The 17,642-nt window shown below is 64.3% G+C and carries 17 protein-coding genes; 7 read left to right on the forward strand and 10 right to left on the reverse strand.

The window, feature by feature from the left end; all coding sequences use genetic code 11:
• Window positions 1-124: 124 nt before the first annotated feature.
• Window positions 125-1,522 carry a lytic murein transglycosylase gene (locus AB3L03_RS13540; RefSeq protein ID WP_204513300.1) on the forward strand — a complete coding sequence of 466 codons (1,398 nt, stop codon included), beginning with the start codon at window positions 125-127 and terminating at the stop codon, window positions 1,520-1,522.
• 201 nt (window positions 1,523-1,723) lie between these two features.
• Entirely contained in the window at window positions 1,724-3,412 is a 1,689-nt protein-coding gene (locus AB3L03_RS13545) for an SGNH family hydrolase (RefSeq protein ID WP_204513299.1), read from the forward strand.
• A gap of 173 nt (window positions 3,413-3,585) precedes the next feature.
• On the opposite strand, the gene AB3L03_RS13550 is transcribed toward AB3L03_RS13545, so the two are convergent.
• Together AB3L03_RS13550 and AB3L03_RS13555 are read right to left on the reverse strand one after the other, a co-directional pair.
• Window positions 3,586-3,954 (reverse strand): CsbD family protein, encoded by a 369-nt coding sequence (locus tag AB3L03_RS13550; RefSeq protein ID WP_018454632.1) that lies wholly within the window; start codon window positions 3,952-3,954, stop codon window positions 3,586-3,588.
• Between the two features lie 73 nt (window positions 3,955-4,027).
• Window positions 4,028-4,765: an SDR family NAD(P)-dependent oxidoreductase gene (locus tag AB3L03_RS13555; RefSeq protein WP_018454633.1), complete on the reverse strand. Its 738-nt coding sequence runs from the start codon at window positions 4,763-4,765 to the stop codon at window positions 4,028-4,030.
• A gap of 99 nt (window positions 4,766-4,864) precedes the next feature.
• Here AB3L03_RS13555 and AB3L03_RS13560 point away from each other — a divergent pair, with 99 nt between their 5' ends.
• The gene (locus tag AB3L03_RS13560) at window positions 4,865-5,644 is read left to right on the forward strand and encodes an SDR family NAD(P)-dependent oxidoreductase (protein WP_368508795.1); all 780 of its coding nucleotides are present in this window, start codon (window positions 4,865-4,867) and stop codon (window positions 5,642-5,644) included.
• A 201-nt stretch (window positions 5,645-5,845) separates the two neighbouring features.
• On the forward strand, window positions 5,846-6,733 hold the full coding sequence (locus AB3L03_RS13565) for a TauD/TfdA family dioxygenase (protein WP_018454635.1): 888 nt from the start codon (window positions 5,846-5,848) through the stop codon (window positions 6,731-6,733).
• A gap of 157 nt (window positions 6,734-6,890) precedes the next feature.
• Here AB3L03_RS13565 and AB3L03_RS13570 read toward each other — a convergent pair whose 3' ends face one another.
• The gene (locus AB3L03_RS13570; RefSeq protein WP_018454636.1) at window positions 6,891-7,535 is read right to left on the reverse strand and encodes a YqgE/AlgH family protein; all 645 of its coding nucleotides are present in this window, start codon (window positions 7,533-7,535) and stop codon (window positions 6,891-6,893) included.
• Window positions 7,536-7,676: 141 nt separating this feature from the next.
• Between AB3L03_RS13570 and AB3L03_RS13575 the strand changes: the two genes are divergently transcribed.
• The 3 genes from AB3L03_RS13575 (at window position 7,677) to AB3L03_RS13585 (ending at window position 11,032) form a co-directional block, all read left to right on the forward strand.
• Window positions 7,677-8,516, forward strand: a complete 840-nt coding sequence (locus AB3L03_RS13575; RefSeq protein WP_204513298.1) for a protein-disulfide reductase DsbD domain-containing protein — start codon at window positions 7,677-7,679, stop codon at window positions 8,514-8,516.
• Between the two features lie 137 nt (window positions 8,517-8,653).
• On the forward strand, window positions 8,654-10,012 hold the full coding sequence (locus tag AB3L03_RS13580; RefSeq protein ID WP_204513297.1) for a flippase: 1,359 nt from the start codon (window positions 8,654-8,656) through the stop codon (window positions 10,010-10,012).
• Window positions 10,013-10,207: 195 nt separating this feature from the next.
• Window positions 10,208-11,032, forward strand: coding sequence for a sulfite exporter TauE/SafE family protein (locus AB3L03_RS13585; protein ID WP_027515482.1), 825 nt, complete (start codon window positions 10,208-10,210; stop codon window positions 11,030-11,032).
• A gap of 46 nt (window positions 11,033-11,078) precedes the next feature.
• Here AB3L03_RS13585 and AB3L03_RS13590 read toward each other — a convergent pair whose 3' ends face one another.
• The 7 genes from AB3L03_RS13590 to AB3L03_RS13620 all read right to left on the reverse strand — a co-directional run bounded on the left by AB3L03_RS13590 (window position 11,079) and on the right by AB3L03_RS13620 (window position 17,553).
• Window positions 11,079-11,867 (reverse strand): 3-hydroxybutyrate dehydrogenase, encoded by a 789-nt coding sequence (locus tag AB3L03_RS13590; protein ID WP_085351753.1) that lies wholly within the window; start codon window positions 11,865-11,867, stop codon window positions 11,079-11,081.
• 1 nt (window position 11,868) lies between these two features.
• A complete protein-coding gene (locus tag AB3L03_RS13595) occupies window positions 11,869-13,044 on the reverse strand; it encodes a DUF3734 domain-containing protein (RefSeq protein ID WP_204513296.1) in 1,176 nt (391 codons plus the stop codon).
• Window positions 13,045-13,122: 78 nt separating this feature from the next.
• Window positions 13,123-13,626, reverse strand: coding sequence for a CAP domain-containing protein (locus AB3L03_RS13600; protein WP_085351841.1), 504 nt, complete (start codon window positions 13,624-13,626; stop codon window positions 13,123-13,125).
• Window positions 13,627-13,717: 91 nt separating this feature from the next.
• The gene (locus tag AB3L03_RS13605; RefSeq protein WP_026232778.1) at window positions 13,718-14,755 is read right to left on the reverse strand and encodes a sulfate/molybdate ABC transporter ATP-binding protein; all 1,038 of its coding nucleotides are present in this window, start codon (window positions 14,753-14,755) and stop codon (window positions 13,718-13,720) included.
• A complete protein-coding gene (gene cysW, locus AB3L03_RS13610) occupies window positions 14,745-15,656 on the reverse strand; it encodes a sulfate ABC transporter permease subunit CysW (RefSeq protein WP_085361616.1) in 912 nt (303 codons plus the stop codon). Before cysW ends, AB3L03_RS13605 begins: the two co-directional genes overlap by 11 nt.
• A 10-nt stretch (window positions 15,657-15,666) precedes the next feature.
• Complete coding sequence (gene cysT / locus AB3L03_RS13615; protein WP_231190982.1) at window positions 15,667-16,452, reverse strand: sulfate ABC transporter permease subunit CysT; 786 nt, start codon at window positions 16,450-16,452, stop codon at window positions 15,667-15,669.
• An 87-nt stretch (window positions 16,453-16,539) separates the two neighbouring features.
• On the reverse strand, window positions 16,540-17,553 hold the full coding sequence (locus tag AB3L03_RS13620; protein WP_018454646.1) for a sulfate ABC transporter substrate-binding protein: 1,014 nt from the start codon (window positions 17,551-17,553) through the stop codon (window positions 16,540-16,542).
• Window positions 17,554-17,642: the final 89 nt, after the last annotated feature.

Raw genomic sequence — 17,642 nt, forward strand, 5'->3', positions numbered from 1 at the left:
GGATGTGGGGCCTCATCCTCACAGAGTTAAGAAAAAGGCCACCATCAAAATTTCACCTTTGTTAAGCTGTTGGCAACCGTAACCAGGCCTCCTGAGGGCGGATTTTGGCCGGACAGGTGTGGACATGATGCAATCAATGGCAGGGCTGGCAAAACGGGGCGGGTCCGTGACCGGTGCGACGATGATTGCGACCGCCCTGCTGTTCCCACTTCCCGCCAGCGCGCAGGCTCAGAACGGTTTGTCCAATCTGTTCGGCGGTATTTTCTCCGGCCCGAACCAGGCGCCTTCGCCAGCAGCGCCCGGGCCCAGCGGCGCTCAAACGGGAGTTCAACCTTGGACCGGCGAGGATGGCGCCTCCGGGCATCCGCTGATGACAGCCGCCGCGATCCGAGAGGCCGCGGGTAACTTCAACAATTGCGTCGCAGGCATGTGGCCCGATGCCGCACGGCGCAACATCACGCAGGAAAATTTCCAGCGCTTCACGGCAGGCCTCGCGCCCGATCTGCGCATCATGGACCTGATGGATTCGCAGCCCGAGTTCACCAAGTCGATTTGGGATTATCTCGACATCCTCGTGAACGACAACCGCCTCGCCAAGGGCCGCGAGGTCCTGGCCAAATACAAGGCGCAGTTCGAGGCCACCGAAAAAGCCACCGGCGTCGATCGTTATGTCATCGCCTCGATCTGGGGCATCGAGTCCAACTACTCGACGCAGATGGGCGACCGCAGCGTGCTGCAATCGACCGCGACGCTCGCCTGCATCGGCCGCCGCCAGGCTTACTTCAAGGACGAATTCCTCTCCGCGCTGGAGATCCTCAACCGCGGCGATCTCAGGCCCGAACAATTGCGCGGCTCCTGGGCCGGCGCCTTCGGCCCGACCCAGTTCATGCCGACCGCATTCAAGCGCTTTGCCGTGGACGGCGACGGCGACGGCCGGCGTGACGTCGTCGACAATCCCTCCGACCTGATTGCGTCGACCGCCAACAATCTGAAGAAGGACGGCTGGCAGGCCGGCCAGACCTGGGGCTACGAGGTCGTGGTGCCCCAAGGCTTCAACTACATGCTGGCCGACCGCGCCAAGGCGATGACGGTAGCGCAGTGGGAGAAGCTCGGCCTCAAGCGCCCGACCAACCAGCCCTTCCCGCATCCAGCCGAGAAGGCCTATCTGCTGGCGCCGGCCGGTGCCCAAGGGCCCGGCTTCCTGATGCTGCAGAACTTCCGGGTCATCATGAAGTACAACCCGGCCGAGGCCTATGCGCTGGCGATTGGCCATTTCGCCGATCGCCTCCGCGGCGGCCAGCCGTTCGTTCAGCCCTGGCCGCGGCAGGAACGGGAGCTGTCCCGGACCGAGCGGCTGGAACTCCAGCAGCTGCTGGCCCAGCGCGGCTTCTACAAGGGCACCCCGGACGGCCAGTTCGGCGGCCAGACCCGGGAAGCCCTGCGCAACTTCCAGGCCTCGATCGGGGTCCCCGCGGACGGATTTGCCTCCTCTGACGCGCTGAATCGGCTGCGCGGGCAATAAAATCGCGCCGAAAGTAACCCTGAACAGGGATTTTGGCCGGCAGTCTTGACCGGGGCGGCGGTTCGCCGTGTATGGGCCAATAATTCTGGGCACGGATCTCAAGGATCTGAAGAGAATCTGAAAGAGAATCTGCCCGTTTGGCGCCCGATTCCGTTATTATATCGAGCCTGTCCTGATCCCTATTGCACGTGCCGAGATCGCATGTCGAAGAAGTCCCTGTTCAAGGTGCTGACCGAGACTGGCCCGCTGATCGCGCTGGGGACGGCGCTTGCGATTCTGGTGTCGGTCGCGGGACCCGCCTCGGCGCAGTTCTTCAACTTCCCCGGCTTCGGCGGCCCGCCGCAGCGCTCGGCTCCGCCGCCGCCGCGCAACGGCGGAGGCGGAGGCGGCGGATGGTTCGGCGGCGACTTCTTCGCGCCGTTCCAGCAGCAACAGCCGCAAGCGCCGCGCCAGGATTTTTCGCGCGCACCGGCGCCGGCCAAGCGCGACACCATTCCCGACAGGAACGTGCTGGTGATCGGCGACGCCATGGCTGACTGGCTCGCCTACGGCCTGGAGGACGCCTACACCGAGCAGCCCGACATGGGCGTGATCCGCAAGCACAAGACCACGTCGGGCCTGATCAAGTACCAGCCCAAAGGCGAGCCCTCGGACTGGACCGCTGCTGCGAAGGGCATTCTCGAGACCGAGAAGCCCGACGTGATCGTGGTGATGCTCGGCCTCAACGACCGCATCGCGATCCGCGAGGCGGCAGCACCCGATAAATCGGACAAGGCGACGGACAAGGACAAGAAGAACGACAAGGGCGCGCGCGGCAAACCACCGGCCAAGCCTGCCGATGCCAAGCCCGGCGACACCGCCGCGAAGCCGGATGACAAGCCGGCCGATGCCGACCTGCCCCAGGATGATGCCGACAACGCTGACGCACCGGCGGTCGCCGCGCCCGAGAAGACCGCGCGCAACCCGAACGGCCTTTACGAATTCCGCGACGAGCGCTGGGTCGAGCTCTACGGCAAGAAGATCGAGGAGCTCGCCAACGTCCTCAAGTCCAAGGGCGTGCCGGTGCTCTGGGTCGGCCTGCCCGCCATCCGTGGCCCCAAGGGCACTGCGGACATGCTGTTCCTGGATTCGCTCTATCGCGAAGGCGCGGCCAAGGCCGGCATCACCTATGTCGACGTCTGGGACGGCTTTGTCGACGAAGCCGGCCGCTTCTTGCAGAAGGGCCCGGACTTCGAAGGCCAGATCCGTCAGCTCCGCAGCGGTGACGGCGTCTATTTCACGAAACCCGGCGCGCGCAAGCTCGCCCACTATGTCGAGCGCGAGATCACCCGCCTGCTCGCCGGGCGCTCCGGCCCGATCGCGCTGCCGAGCGAACCGGCGACCCCCGACACCAGTGCCGAACCCGGCAAGCCCGCGCCGCGGCCGCTGGCCGGTCCGATCGTGCCGCTGGTTGCGGCCTCGATCTCGACCGATCAATTGCTGGGTGGGCCGGGCTCACGTCCTGCCGCCGTCGATGCGCTCGCTGCGAAGACGATGGTGAAGGGCGAGCCACTGGCTGCGCCCGCCGGCCGCGCCGACGATTATGCCTGGCCGCGCCGCGAAGTCGGCCGCGAGCAGGCCAAGGGCGATACGCCGGTCGCCACGACGACACCCGATGGCGGTACGCCGGGTGCGGCCGCGGCGATCGCCCCGCCAAAGCTTGCGCCGAAGAAGCCACCGGCGCCGCAGCAACCGGCACAGGCAGCGCCATCGATGCGCGATTTCTTCGGCTTTGGCTCGCCGCCGCCCCCGCCGCGTCAATTGGCGCCGGCGCCGCGCAATCCGAATCCCAACCCTGCGATCCCGCGTCCGCCTGGCAACGTCGGGCGATCGGCGGAAGTGTTCCGATAATTTCTAAGCTGAGCTCTCGTGTCCCGGACGCGCTGCAGCGGGAAACGCTGCTGCGCAGAGCCGGGACCCAGCTCGTCCGACAGTCACAAAAAGAATGGGCCCCGGCTCGGCAACGCGGCGTACGCGCCGCGCTGCGTCCGGGGCCCTGATGCTTATCGCGCGTTGGCTTTAGCCTAGTAGCGCCAGCGCGGCGGCGGGCGGCGCGAAGGCCGCGCCATCAGCAGTGCCAGTGCAAAGCCGATGCCGCCGGCGACCAGCAGCGCGCCCATCGGGTTGTCCTGCACCTTCTGGGCAATCGCCTGCGAGCCGTCACGCAAGGTTTCGGCCGGCTTGTCGTAGGCGTCCTTGGCATAGCTTGCCGCGGTGTCCGTGGCGTCACGTACGGCATCCTTGGCCTGGCCGTAAAGATTCTGCACACTGCCGGCGGCTTCGCGTGCCTTGCCGGACGCCTGTGTCTGCGTATCGCTAGCCAAATCTCCGATAGCGCCTTCCGCGCGTCCGGCGAATTCCTTGGCCGATCCGACAATCCGATCCTTATCCATGATGCTCCTCCTCGGGGGTCAGCCCAAGTAACCGATCAGGAGCGGCGCAGTTCCATCTGACTTGAAATTGGACTCAGAGAATCAGCCCGCCGTCGACGACCAATGTCTGGCCGATGATGTAGGACGACAGCGGCGATGCCAGGAACAGCGCCGCGCCCGCCATGTCAGCCGGGGTGCCCAATCGCCGCAGCGGAATGCGTGAAAGTGCACCTTCGAGCCGCTTGGGATTGTCGGTCGTCACCTTCGTCATCTTGGTGTCGACCAGACCGGGCGCGATGCCGTTGACGCGGATGTCATCTTCGGCCCAGGCCTCGCCCAGCGTCCGCGTTAGTCCGACCGCGCCGGTCTTCGACGCGTTGTAAGCGGGATTGCCCATGGTGGAATGATAGGCCGCGGTCGAGGACACCATAATCAGCGATCCCCGCGCGTCCCGCAACATGGGATGGAAGCGCGTGGCGCAGGCCATCAGGCTCATCAAATTGACCTCGACGACCTTGCGAAAGCCCGCCATCTCGAACTCGCCGCGGCGATAGAGCACCGCGCCCTGTGCGAGCACCAGGATATCGAGCCGATCGAACGACGGCTTGAACGCTTCGACCGCTCCGGCATTGCCGACGTCGAGCTGCGCATAGGAAAGACCGGTGAGATCCGAGCCTTCAGCTTGCGAATATTCCTTCGCGTGAGCACGCGTGCCGCAGACCGCAACCTGCGCGCCCCTGACGCGAAAGGCTTGCGCAATGCCGTTGCCGATGCCGCTGGATCCGCCGACAACCAGCACCTGCTTGCCTGAGAAATCGAGCTCGTTCGTCATCGCTGGCCTCCCTCATTGTCTTGCTTGTTTGACCTGTCTGCGGATCGATGACAGCCTTGTCAATCACAACAAGAACAAGCAGGGCTCAGAGGAAACAGCATGGCCGATTTCAAACAACTCAGCCGGTCCGTGAAGGGCCTGACCGTTCTCGTTACCGGCGCGGCCAGCGGCATGGGACGCGCGACGGCGCGCGTGTTTGCCACTGAGGGCGCGAACGTTGCCGTCACCGATTATGACGAGCAGGGCGCGCTGGCCGTCGCGAAGGAGATCGTGGCAAGCGGCGGCGCCGCGAAAGCCTGGAAGCTCGACGTTGCCGACGGCGATAAGATCAAGCGCGTGGTCGGCGACGTCGCTGCACATTGCGGTGGACTCGACATCATCGTCAACAATGCCGGCATCTCCGTGCGCGTCGCGATCGACGACGACGCCTATGAGGAAGCCTGGGCCAAGGGCCTCGCGGTGATGCTGACGGCGCATCCGCGCATCATCCGCGCCGCGCTGCCTCACTTGCGCAAGTCGAAGAGCCCGCGCATCGTCAACATCGCCTCGACCGAGGCGCTCGGCGCCACCGCATTGCACGGCCCCTATTCGGCGGCGAAGGGCGGCGTCGCCAGCCTCACCCGCTCGCTCGCGGTGGAGCTTGGCCGCGAGGGCATCACCGTCAACTGCATTTGCCCGGGGCCGATCCGCACCGCCATCACCGACCGGATCTCGGAAGAGCACAAGACCATCTACGCCAAGCGCCGCACGGCACTCGGCCGCTACGGTGATCCGGAAGAGGTCGCGCACATGACTCTGAGCCTGTGCCTGCCGGCAGCGTCCTTCCTCACCGGCGCGGTCATCCCTGTCGACGGCGGCCTGATGGCGCGCAACGCGTAAGCGGCACCAAAGGTGCGTAGCCTGGATGGAGCGCAGCGCAATCCGGGGTTCTCACATCGCAGGAAGACTCCCCGGATTACGCTTCGCTCCATCCGGGCTACGGGCAGCTATGCGCGCCCAGCGTTGACATCGCTTGTTACGGGAGTAACTTTTTCCTCGACAGAGCGGGACCAACCGCTCGCGGTTCGCGGGAGAAACGTCATGACGATCGCCATCCGGCAGCTTCACAAACATTTTGTCGGCGAGGTCTCGGGCCTCGACCTGCGGCAACCTCTCACCGAGGCCGAGGCGCGCGAGATCGAAGCCGCCATGGACAAATATGCAGTGCTGGTGTTCCACGACCAGGACATCACCGACGAACAGCAGATGGCCTTTGCGCTAAACTTCGGCCAGCGCGAGGACGCGCGCGGCGGCACGGTCACGAAGGAGAAGGACTACCGGCTCCAATCGGGCCTGAACGACGTTTCCAATCTCGGCAAGGACGGCAAGCCGCTGGCAAAGGACAGCCGCGCGCACCTGTTCAACCTCGGCAATTGCTTGTGGCATTCCGACAGCTCGTTCCGCCCTATCCCGGCAAAATTCTCGCTGCTGTCGGCCCGCGTGCTCAACCCGAAGGGCGGCAATACCGAATTCGCCGACATGCGGGCGGCCTATGACGCGCTCGACGACGAGACCAAGGCGGAGATCGAGGATCTCGTCTGCGAGCACTCGCTGATGTATTCGCGGGGATCGCTGGGCTTCACAGAATACACCGACGAGGAGAAGGAGATGTTCAAGCCGGTGATGCAACGTCTCGTGCGCACCCACCCGGTCCATCGCCGCAAGTCGCTCTATCTCTCATCGCATGCCGGCAAGATTGTCGGCATGAGCGTCCCCGAGGGAAGGCTGCTGCTGCGCGATCTCAACGAGCACGCCACACAAAGCGAGTTCGTCTACGTCCACAAATGGAAGCTGCATGACCTCGTGATGTGGGACAACCGCCAGACCATGCACCGCGTCCGCCGCTACGACCAGTCGCAGCCCCGTGACATGCGCCGCGCGACGGTGGCGGGCACGGAGCCAACGGTGCAGCAGCAGGCGGCGGAGTAGTTCTCCAGTCGTCCTGGACCAGCGAGCGAAGCAGCGCCGATCCAGGACCCATTACCACCGATGTCCAGTTCGGCGAAGGCTGGTGGTTGCCAGCCTGCTTCAACAATTGCAGCCTGGGGTAATGGGTCCTGACCTTCGCCAGGACGACACTGAGGCGCTACGCGTGCCCCGCCTCGTTCGAGAGCATGCCAGGATCGATGCCGATCTTGCGCAGCGCGCGTCCGTATTTTTCGTCGACGTCGTCGCCGAAGATCAAATCCGAATCCGCGTCGCAATGCAGCCAGCCATTGCTCTGGATTTCGGTCTCGAGCTGGCCCGGCGCCCAGCCGGCATAGCCGAGCGCCAGGATGGCGTGCTTGGGGCCGGAGCCGTTGGCGATCGCGCGCAGGATGTCGACGGTCGCGGTGAGGCAGACGCCGTCGTCGATCCGCAGCGTCGCGTTCTCGATGTAGAAATCACTGGAATGCAGCACGAAGCCGCGGCCGGTATCGACCGGACCGCCGCGCAGCACCTTCATGCTTTCGGCATTCTCCGGCAGCTTGATGTGCTCGCCCTTGTTGATGATGCCGAGCTGCTGCAACAGCTCGGGGAAGTCGATGCTGCCGGCCGGGTGGTTGACGATGATGCCCATCGCGCCTTCGGCGGAGTGGGCGCAGAGATAGATCACCGAGCGCTCGAAGCGCTCGTCGCCCATCACGGGCATGGCGATCAACAGCTGGCCGTCGAGGTAGCCCGCCGAACTCGGGAGCGCGGGGGCTGGCTTGCGGGTGCTTTCGCCCGTCCTCTTGCCTGTGGGAGCCATCGGTGAAGCACTCCGGTTTCATTCCTATCCTGATGTCGGGCCGGGCCGCTGTCAAATCAAGGCTTTCAGGGACTTGATTCAAGTGCATCCATCACAAGCAATTCAATGGTTTGCCGCGGGGCGACCCTGTAAAGACGTACCATGCTGACAAGAGTTCCCCGGCGTGCGGCGATTGGCGTCGCGACAACCCTGCTCGCGTCGTCGCTGGCGCTTGCGGCCCGTGCCGACGACGCATCGCCGTGGCAGCGCGACGGACATTCCGCGGTGCGGTTGCTGGCAGGATCGCGCAGCGGCGCCGTCCTGCTCGGCGGTATCGCCTTCCAGATCCAGCCCGGCTGGAAAACCTATTGGCGCATGCCGGGCGATTCCGGCGTTCCGCCGCGGTTCGATTTCTCGAAATCCGACAATGTCGAAGCGGTGACGGTGATGTGGCCGGCCCCGCAGAAATTCGACGACGGCGCGGGCGGCCATTCGATCGGCTATCACGACCAGATCGTGCTGCCCCTGCGCATCATCGCCAAGGCGGCCGACAAGCCAGTGACGTTGCGCGCCGAGATCAATTATGCGGTGTGCGAAAAGCTTTGCATTCCCGTCGAGGCCCGCGCCGAGCTTGGCTTCAACAGCGTCGCCTCGACCGAGGACGCCAATTTGCGTGCAGCGCTCGACACCGTGCCCAAGCCTGCCACCATCGGCGATCCCAACCCGCTCACCATCCGCGACGTCAAGCGTGACGGACCCAAGAATGTGGTGGTCGACGTGGTCGTTCCGGATGCGCGCACCGTCAATCTGTTCGTGGAAGGTCCGACGCCCGATTGGGCGCTGCCCATCCCGGCACCGGTCGAGCCCAGCCCACCGGGCGTGAAGCGATTTTCTTTCGAGCTCGACGGCCTGCCGCCGGGCGCCCAGCCCGGCGGCGCAGCGCTGAAGTTCACGCTGGTCGGACCGGAGAAGTCGTACGAGTTCAATACCAATCTGGAGTGAGTGGTCGTCCTGGCGTTCGCCCGGACGACATCTTTGATCCAACCGAATCTTAACGAATGGTTGCTAATCCCCAGGGCTACTGCGGCAAGTCTGCCGCAGCATTCGTGTGCGCCTCGGGATCCTTCGAATTGGCCGTGATGGATGCAGAACCCGCAACGACCGGACCTGCCGGCCTCATCGCGCGGCTGCGCGACAAATTGACGGGCGGGTCGAGCGAAGCGTCGCTGACGCGGCGGCTCGCAGGCACCATCTTCCTCATCCGCGTGATCAGCGCCGGCCTTGCATATTTCTCGCAGGTCCTGCTCGCGCGCTGGATGGGGACGTCGGACTACGGCGTCTATGTCTATGTCTGGACCTGGGTGCTGCTGCTCGGCAGCATGATGGACTTTGGCATCTCGGCCTCCGCGCAAAAGATCATTCCGGAATACCGCAGCCGTGGCGAGCATGCGCTGCTGCGCGGCTTTCTCTCGGGCAGCCGCTGGCTGACCTTTTGCGCCTCCACGCTGGTCTCGCTCGGCCTCGCGGGCATCGTCAAATTGCTCTCGCCCTGGATCGATCCCGCCGAAGTGCTGCCGCTCTACATCGGCTGCATGACGCTGCCCGCTTTCGTCGTCGCCAACACCCAGGACGGCATCGCCCGTTCGCATGACTGGATGCAACTCGGCCTGATGCCGCAATTCATCATCCGCCAGACACTGATCATCGGCATCACGGCTTGCGCCTTCCTGCTCGGCTATCATCTCGGCGCGGTTGCCGCGATGATCGCGAGCGCAGGCGCGGTGTGGATCGCGATGACCGGGCAGATGGTGGTGCTGAACCGCAAGCTCGCCGATCACATCGAGGCGGGCCCCAAGGCCTACGACGTCGGCGGCTGGCTCGCCGTGTCGCTGCCGATCCTGCTGGTCGAAAGCTTCTATTTGCTGCTGTCCTATACCGACGTGCTGGTGCTTCAGCAGTTCCGCCCCTCCGACGAGGTCGGCGTCTATTTTGCCGTGGTGAAGACGCTGGCGCTGGTCTCCTTCATCCACTACGCGATGTCGGCGACGACCGCGCATCGCTTCGCCGAATACAACGCGGCTGGCGACAAGGCGCGGCTGTCGGCTTACGTGGCGCATGCCATCAACTGGACGTTCTGGCCGTCGCTGGCGGCGACCATCGTGCTGCTCGCGCTCGGCAAGCCCCTGCTCTGGCTGTTCGGGCCGCAATTCGTGATCGGCTACGACATCATGTTCGTCGCCGCGATTGGCCTCGTGGTCCGTGCCGCGATCGGCCCGGTCGAACGGCTGCTCAACATGCTCGGCCAGCAGAAGCTCTGCGCGCTGGCCTATGCGCTGGCCTTTGCGATGAACCTGGTGCTCTGCATCGCGTTGGTGCCGCGCTTCGGCGGCCATGGCGCGGCGGCCGCGACCTCGATCTCGCTCAGTTTCGAGACGGTGCTGCTGTTCTGGATCGTGCGACAGCGGCTCGGCCTGCACGTGCTGGCGTTTGGGAAATAGACTTCCGACTGCCTTCGCGTGCTGCTCTCGGGGAACGGCTGCTTCGAAGCATGCCCCGGAACAACGCGAAACACCTATTTATTGCCAAGGGCACAGCACGATTTTTCTTATTTGGCCCAAGCGGTTGCACCGCAGGGAAAGTTTATTCTACGTCGTATTGCCCAACTGACGAGATAAACCTAAGATTCCCTGGACATGATCGATCCACTCTACGTCGCCTCTGGTTTCGGCGTCGGCCTGCTGGTCGGGATGACCGGCGTCGGCGGCGGTTCGCTGATGACGCCGCTGCTGATCCTGCTGTTCGGGATTCATCCATCGACCGCGGTCGGCACCGACCTGCTCTATGCCGCCGCCACCAAGACCGGCGGCAGCGTGGTGCATGGCTGGTCGCGCAGCGTGCACTGGCCGGCGGTGCTGCGGCTCGCCTGCGGCAGCCTTCCGGCGAGCGCGCTGACGCTGCTCGTGCTGTGGAAGCTCGACCTCAAGAGCGACTCCGAGCGCAATCTCGTCAACCTCGTGCTCTGCTTCGCGCTGCTGCTGACCGCGACCTCGCTGATCTTCCGCAGATCGATCATGGAGCGCTATCGTCGGCGTCTGGAGCAGGTCGATGACCGCACCACTGCGATTGCGACGGTCGTCACCGGAATCGTGCTCGGCGTGCTGGTTTCGATTTCATCGGTCGGCGCGGGCGCGGTCGGCGTCACCGTTCTGCTGCTGCTCTATCCGCGCCTGCCGGTGGCGACCATCGTCGGCTCCGACATCGCCCATGCGGTCCCGCTGACGCTGATCGCCGGAATGGGGCACTGGGCGCTTGGCGACGTGGATTGGGCGCTGATGGGCGTGCTGCTGTTGGGCTCGCTGCCCGGCATCGTCGTCGGCAGCTTTAGCGCGACGCGCGTGCCCGAGACGGTGCTGCGCCTCACACTCGCCAGCGTGCTGTTCGTGGTCGCCGGCAAGATCATGTTCGCGGAGCTGCACCTGTCCTCGGCATTCGAGACGGCGCTGGCCTGGACGCACTGAACGAAAATGGCGGAGCTCGGCTCCGCCATTCGCCAGCGATCGCGGTCTACTCCGCGGTCCAGCCGCCGTCGATCGACAGATTCGTGCCGGTGATCTGCGCGGCATCGTCGCCGCACAGGAACAGCGCGAGGGCTGCGACCTGCTCGGAGGTGACGAACTCCTTGGTCGGCTGCGCGTCGAGCAGCACGTCGTTGATGACCTGGTCGCGCGTGAGGTTACGGGCCTTCATGGTGTCGGGGATCTGCTTCTCCACCAGCGGCGTCCAGACATAGCCGGGGCTGATGCAGTTGCAGGTGATCTTGCTGGTCGCGACCTCGAGCGCCACGGTCTTGGTCAGGCCGGCGATGCCGTGCTTGGCCGAGACATAGGCCGACTTGAAGGGCGAGGCGACCAGCGAATGCGCGGAAGCGGTATTGATGATGCGGCCCCAGCCCTTCTTCTTCATGCCCGGGACGGCGGCGCGAATGGCATGGAACGCCGAGGACAGGTTGATCGCGATGATCTGATCCCATTTCTCCAGCGGGAATTCCTCGATCGGCGAGACGAACTGGATGCCCGCATTGTTGACGAGAATATCGACCGAACCAAAGCTCTTCTCGCCGAGCGCGACCATCCCGGCGATCTCGGCCGGCTTGGTCATGTCGGCCGGCGAATAGACCGCCTTCACGCCGAAATCGGACTCGATCTTGGCGCGCTCCTTCTCGATGTCCTCCGGCGAGCCGAACCCGTTGATGACGACATTGGCGCCGGCGGCGGCGAAGGCGCGCGCATAGGCAAGTCCGATGCCGCTGGTCGACCCGGTCACGACGGCGTTCTTGCCTGACAGACTACCCATATTATTCGCTCCTTCTTGGCGGGGGCGCAGTGACGTCCCCCGTGAGATCGTAGGTCACCATGGTCTCGCCGGATTGCGGCCGCTCGAGCCAATCCTTGTGGCGCATCGACAGATGCACGTCACGCACGCCGGCTTCCCAATGCTCGACCATGGCGACATGCGAGAAATCGTAATCCTTGGACGAGGATTCGTAGTTCTTGCTGCGGTAGATCAGGTGCACCACAGTCACGGTGCTTTCGCGCGATACCTTGGCAAGGAATTCCACGGAAGGGTCGTTCTTGAGATAATCGGGCAATTTGGAAATCAGGTCGCGCACGGCCCTGCGGGCGTTGTGCACCTGCTTGTTCTTGTCGGTGTTCATCCGCGTGCGGCTCGAGAAGCGGATGTCCTTCTCGCGCTCGGTCGCCTCGAGTAGCGAGGTCGGCAGATCGCCGCGGGCGCTGAACAGGTCGATCTGGAAGATCAGGAGATCGCGGTCGGTCTCGGCGTCCAGCACGTAGTCGAGCGGCGTGTTGGAGGCAATGCCGCCGTCCCAATAATGCTCGCCGTCGATCACGATGGACGGAAAGCCGGGCGGCAGCGCGCCGGAGGCCATGATGTGCTCGGGTCCGATTTTCTTGCCGAGCTTCCTGAACTCGAAATTGTCGAAATATTTGAAGTTGCCGGAGGTAACGCCGACCGCACCGACCGACAGCCGCGTCTTCAGATCGTTGATGCGGTCGAAATCGACCAGACGCTCCAGCGTCTTCTTCAGCGGGGCGGTGTCGTAATAGCTCTCGGCCTGCGGGCTGCCGGGCGGCCAGAGCGGCGCCGGCGGGATGCGCGGCGTGAAGAAGCCGGGCACGCCGAAGGTCGCGATCAATGCGGCGCTGGTCGAGTTGAACAGTTCGCGGCTGTGGTCGCTCTTGCCGATCGGCTTCCACGGCACCGGCGCGGAGACCATCTCCCAGAATTCCTTGAGCCGCTTGACGCGCGTCTGCCCTTCATTGCCGGCGATGATCGCGGCGTTGATCGCGCCGATCGAGATGCCGGCGACCCATTCCGGCTCGAAGCCGGCATGGCAGAGCGATTGATAGGCGCCGGCCTGATAGGAGCCGAGCGCGCCGCCGCCCTGGAGGACCAGGACACGTTGCGCGTTTGCGGGGATTGTTGCGACTTCTGGACTATGATCGGTCATGCGGGAACACTAGCAGATGGCGAGCGACCGTGGCGACAGTCTGCCGCGGCGTCAATGTATCCCGGGATCAAGTCTGGCTTATCGGGCGTCCGTCGAGGCCAGGATCATGGTCCAGAACACCTTGTATTTGGTGCCGGGAGCATAGCCCGCCGCGATGCCTAATTTTGTGACACCGCTCTTGAGCATGTTGGCGCGGTGCGGGGGCGAGTCGCGCCAGCCGGAAAACGCTTCCGCCAGCGTATGATAGCCGGCCGAGACGTTCTCGACCGCAACGGTCGCCGGATAGCCGCCGGCGCTGAGGCGCTTGGCCAGCGGCGCGCGGACGTCATGGTCCATCTTGTTGGCCGCCGCCATCGCCTGCGATTGGGATTCGGCAAGCCGCATCAGTTCGGGGTCGATCACGACGGTGCCGAGCCCGTTGTTCTGGCGGTATTGCGAGATCATGATCGCTGCGGCCTGCGCGTCGAGCTTTGCGCCCGGGACAGCCATATCGGCATACATTGAGGGCTGCTGGACCGGTGCTTCGTTGCCGGCGCAGCCGGCAAGCAGCAAAAGGATTGATATCGCGGCCGCGACGCGCATGAACAGGAGCCCCCCAAATCAGGCGCCGTTGTTGCATACCAACCGTGGCTGAAAGGTGAATATTGAGGAAAAATTGACCGGTTGACCCCGCTCAGGCGCCCCCAAATATCCGGTAGCGGCGGGGCTCCAGGCCGATCGTGTCGCCGGCGCGCAGTTCCCTGTCCCGCGGAGCGTCGATCTCGATGGTCTCTCCACCTGATAATGCCACCTCGGCCCGCTGCACGGGACCGAAATTCCGGACGTGCTGCACGGCGCCCTCGAAGGCACCGCTGCCGGGCGGGCCAACGAGCATGTCGTGCCGCCGCACGAACAGTCTTGACGCGCCAGGCGCAAGCCCGTCTGCCGCGAGCTGAAGCGGCCGGTCGCCGAGCCTGATGACGCCGTCGGCGATCAGGACCGGAAGCTCGATGGATTCGCCGATGAAGCTGTGGACGAAGGCGGTCGCCGGGCTCTCATAGACGTCATCGGGCGAGCCGATCTGCTCGATCTTGCCCTTGTCCATCACCACGACGCGGTTGGCGACTTCGAGCGCCTCCTCCTGGTCATGGGTGACGAAGATCGAGGTGACGTTGATCTCGTGGTGCAGCGAGCGCAGCCATTTACGCAGCTCCTTGCGCACCTTGGCATCAAGCGCACCGAAGGGTTCGTCGAGCAGCAGGATACGTGGCTCGATCGCGAGCGCGCGGGCCAGCGCGATGCGCTGGCGCTGGCCGCCGGAGAGCTGGCTCGGGTAGCGGTCGGCGAGCCAATCGAGCTGCACGAGATCGAGTAGCTCCTTGACGCGCGCACGGATGGTCGCTTCGTCCTTGCGGATCGCGCGCGGCTGCACGCGGAGGCCAAAGGCGACGTTCTCGAACACCGTCATGTGGCGGAACAGCGCGTAGTGCTGGAATACGAATCCGACGTGCCGCTCGCGCGCGCCCTGCGCCAGCGCGTCCTCGCCGTTGAAAGATACCTCCCCGGAATCGGGCCAGTCCAGCCCCGCGATGATCCGCAGCAGCGTGGTCTTGCCGGAGCCAGACGGACCGAGCAGCGCGAGCAGCTCGCCGTCATTGACCTTGAGGTCGACGCCGTCGAGAGCTTTGAAGCTGCCGAACTTCTTGACGAGATTCCTGACTTCAATGCTCACTTGCGTCATGTCCTTCGTCGAGATGATTTTCGAGAACGGTTTTCGCGACCAGCGTGATCAGCGCCAGCATCGCGAGCAGCGAGGCGATCGCGAACGCCGCGACGAACTGATATTCATTGTAGAGAATCTCGACCAGGAGCGGCATCGTGTTGGTCTCGCCGCGGATATGGCCGGAAACGACGGAGACCGCGCCAAACTCGCCCATCGCGCGCGCGTTGCAGAGCAGGACGCCGTACAGCACGCCCCATTTGATATTGGGCAGCGTGACGCGGAAGAAGGTCTGCAGGCCCGAGGCGCCGAGCGAGATCGCGGCCTCCTCCTCCTGCGTGCCCTGCTCCTGCATCAGCGGGATCAACGCCCGCGCCACGAAGGGGAAGGTCACGAAGGTGGTCGCAAGCGCGATGCCCGGCACCGCGAACAGGATCTGGATGTCGTGATCGCGCAGCCAGCCGCCGAAATAGCCCTGCGCGCCGAACAGCAGCACGAAGACGAGGCCCGAAATCACCGGGCTGACCGAGAACGGCAAATCGATCAGCGTGATCAGGAAGGTCTTGCCCGAGAATTCGAATTTTGCAATCGCCCAAGCCGCGACCAGGCCGAAGACGAGATTGAGGCCGACGGAAATTGCAGCAACCAACAGCGTCAACTTGATCGCGGACAGCGCCTCCGGGTCGGTCAGCGCGGCGAAATAAGCGCCAATTCCCTTCGAGAAGGCCTGCGCGAACACCACGACCAGCGGCAACACGACGAAGACTGATAGAAAGGTCATCGCCAGCGCGATGATGACGATGCGGACCGCGCGCGGTTCGGTGCGAAGGTTGTTCCGCGCGGCGGCTGCGTACGCGCGTGCCTTGGCGTCGGAGGCCGGGAGTGGGACGGAATCTGCGATCTGCATCGTCATGGCCCCGTCCTCACCGCACCGGAATCCGGCTCTGCGCCCAGCGCTGGAGCCGGTTGACCGCGAAGATAATGACGAAGGACACGACCAGCATGACAACCGCGATGGCGGTCGCATCGGCATAGCGGAATTCGGAGAGCCGGATCACGATCAGCAGCGGCGCGATCTCGGAGACGTTGGGCAGATTGCCGGCGATGAAGATCACCGAGCCGTATTCGCCGACCGCACGCGCGAAGGCGAGCGCGAGTCCGGTGAGCAGCGCCGGACCGAGCGAGGGCAGGATCACGCGAATGATGGTCTGCCAGCGGCTCGCGCCAAGGCTGCCCGCGGCCTCCTCGATCTCTGGGTCGAGATCCTGGAGCACCGGCTGCACCGTGCGCACCACGAACGGGATACCGATGAAGATCATGGCGACGAAGATGCCGACCGGCGTGAACGCCACCTTGATGCCGGCCGCCGCAAGCGGCGCGCCGAGCCAGCCCTTCTCGGCGAACAACGCGGTCAGCGCGACGCCGGCAACCGCCGTAGGTAGCGCGAACGGCACGTCGACGATGGCATCGAACAGCCGCCGACCGGGGAAGCGGTAGCGCACCAGCGCCCAGACGATGATGCTGCCCATCACCAGATTGACGCAGGCGGCTGCGAAGGCGAGTCCGAAGGACACGCGCAACGCATTCAGGGTGCGGCGGCTGGAGAGGATGTTCCAAAACTGCTCGGGACTCAGCTCGAGCGATTTCAGGAACAGGCCAGCGAGCGGAATCAGGATGATGATCGACAGCCAGGATAGCGTCAGCCCCATGGTGAGACCGAAGCCCGGCAATGTCCGGCGTCGTGCTGCGATTGCGCTCACCAGGCCCCCTATTTAAGCCCCGCCGACAGCGCCCGATCAGTTCTTGTAGATCTGATCGAAGACGCCGCCGTCGGCAAAATGTTCCCTCTGCGCCTTGGTCCAGCCGCCGAAAAGTTCGTCGATCGTGAACAGCTCGACCTTCGCGAAGGAGTTTTCATGTTTTTTGGCGATCTCGGGATCGCGCGGACGATAGAAGTTGCGCGCCGCGATTTCCTGACCTTCCTTGGTGTACCAATATTGCAGGTAGGCATCGGCGACACTACGGGTGCCTTTTTTATCGGCAACCTTATCGACGATCGTCACCGGCGGTTCCGCCAAGATCGAGAGCGGCGGCGCCACGATCTCGAATTTCTCCGGACCGAATTCCTTGAGCGCCAGGTACGCCTCGTTTTCCCAGGCGAGCAGCACGTCGCCGACGCCGCGCTCGACGAAGGTCACGGTCGCGCCGCGCGCACCGGTGTCGAGCACCGGCACCTGCTGATAGAGCTTTCCGATGAAATCCTTGGCCTTGTCCGCCGAGCCGTATTTCTTCTGCGCAAAGCCCCAGGCGGCCAGATAATTCCAGCGCGCGCCGCCTGACGTCTTCGGGTTCGGCGTGATCACGGCGACGCCGAGCTTGAGCAGATCGTCCCAGTCCTTAATGGCCTTGGGATTGCCCTTGCGGACCAGGAACACAATGGTCGAGGTATAGGGCGACGAGTTTTGCGGCAACCGTTTCTGCCAGTCGGCCGTCGTGAGGCCTTTGCCCGCGATGGCGTCGATGTCGTAGGCGAGCGCAAGCGTCACCACGTCGGCCTGCAATCCGTCGATCACGGCGCGCGCCTGCGAACCGCTGCCCCCATGCGACTGCTTGATCTCGACGCTCTTGCCGGTTTCCTTCTGATAGGCACTCGCGAAGGCCTTGTTGAACTCGACATAGAGCTCGCGCGTCGGATCGTACGAGACGTTCAGCAGAGTGATGTCAGCGGCAAGAGCCGCGCTTGCCAACAAGCCTGTCACGAGCAGTCCTGCCGCGAGCGGAACGATACGACGCATCATGTCCATCTCCATTCACATCAATGACGTCGGCGTCATCGATGGCAGGCATAACTCGGGGCGAAACGCGCTTAAGTCAACGGAACCGGATTTTCTTGTTCGTA

It is taken from the genome of Bradyrhizobium lupini (assembly GCF_040939785.1).
Classification (GTDB): domain Bacteria; phylum Pseudomonadota; class Alphaproteobacteria; order Rhizobiales; family Xanthobacteraceae; genus Bradyrhizobium; species Bradyrhizobium canariense_D.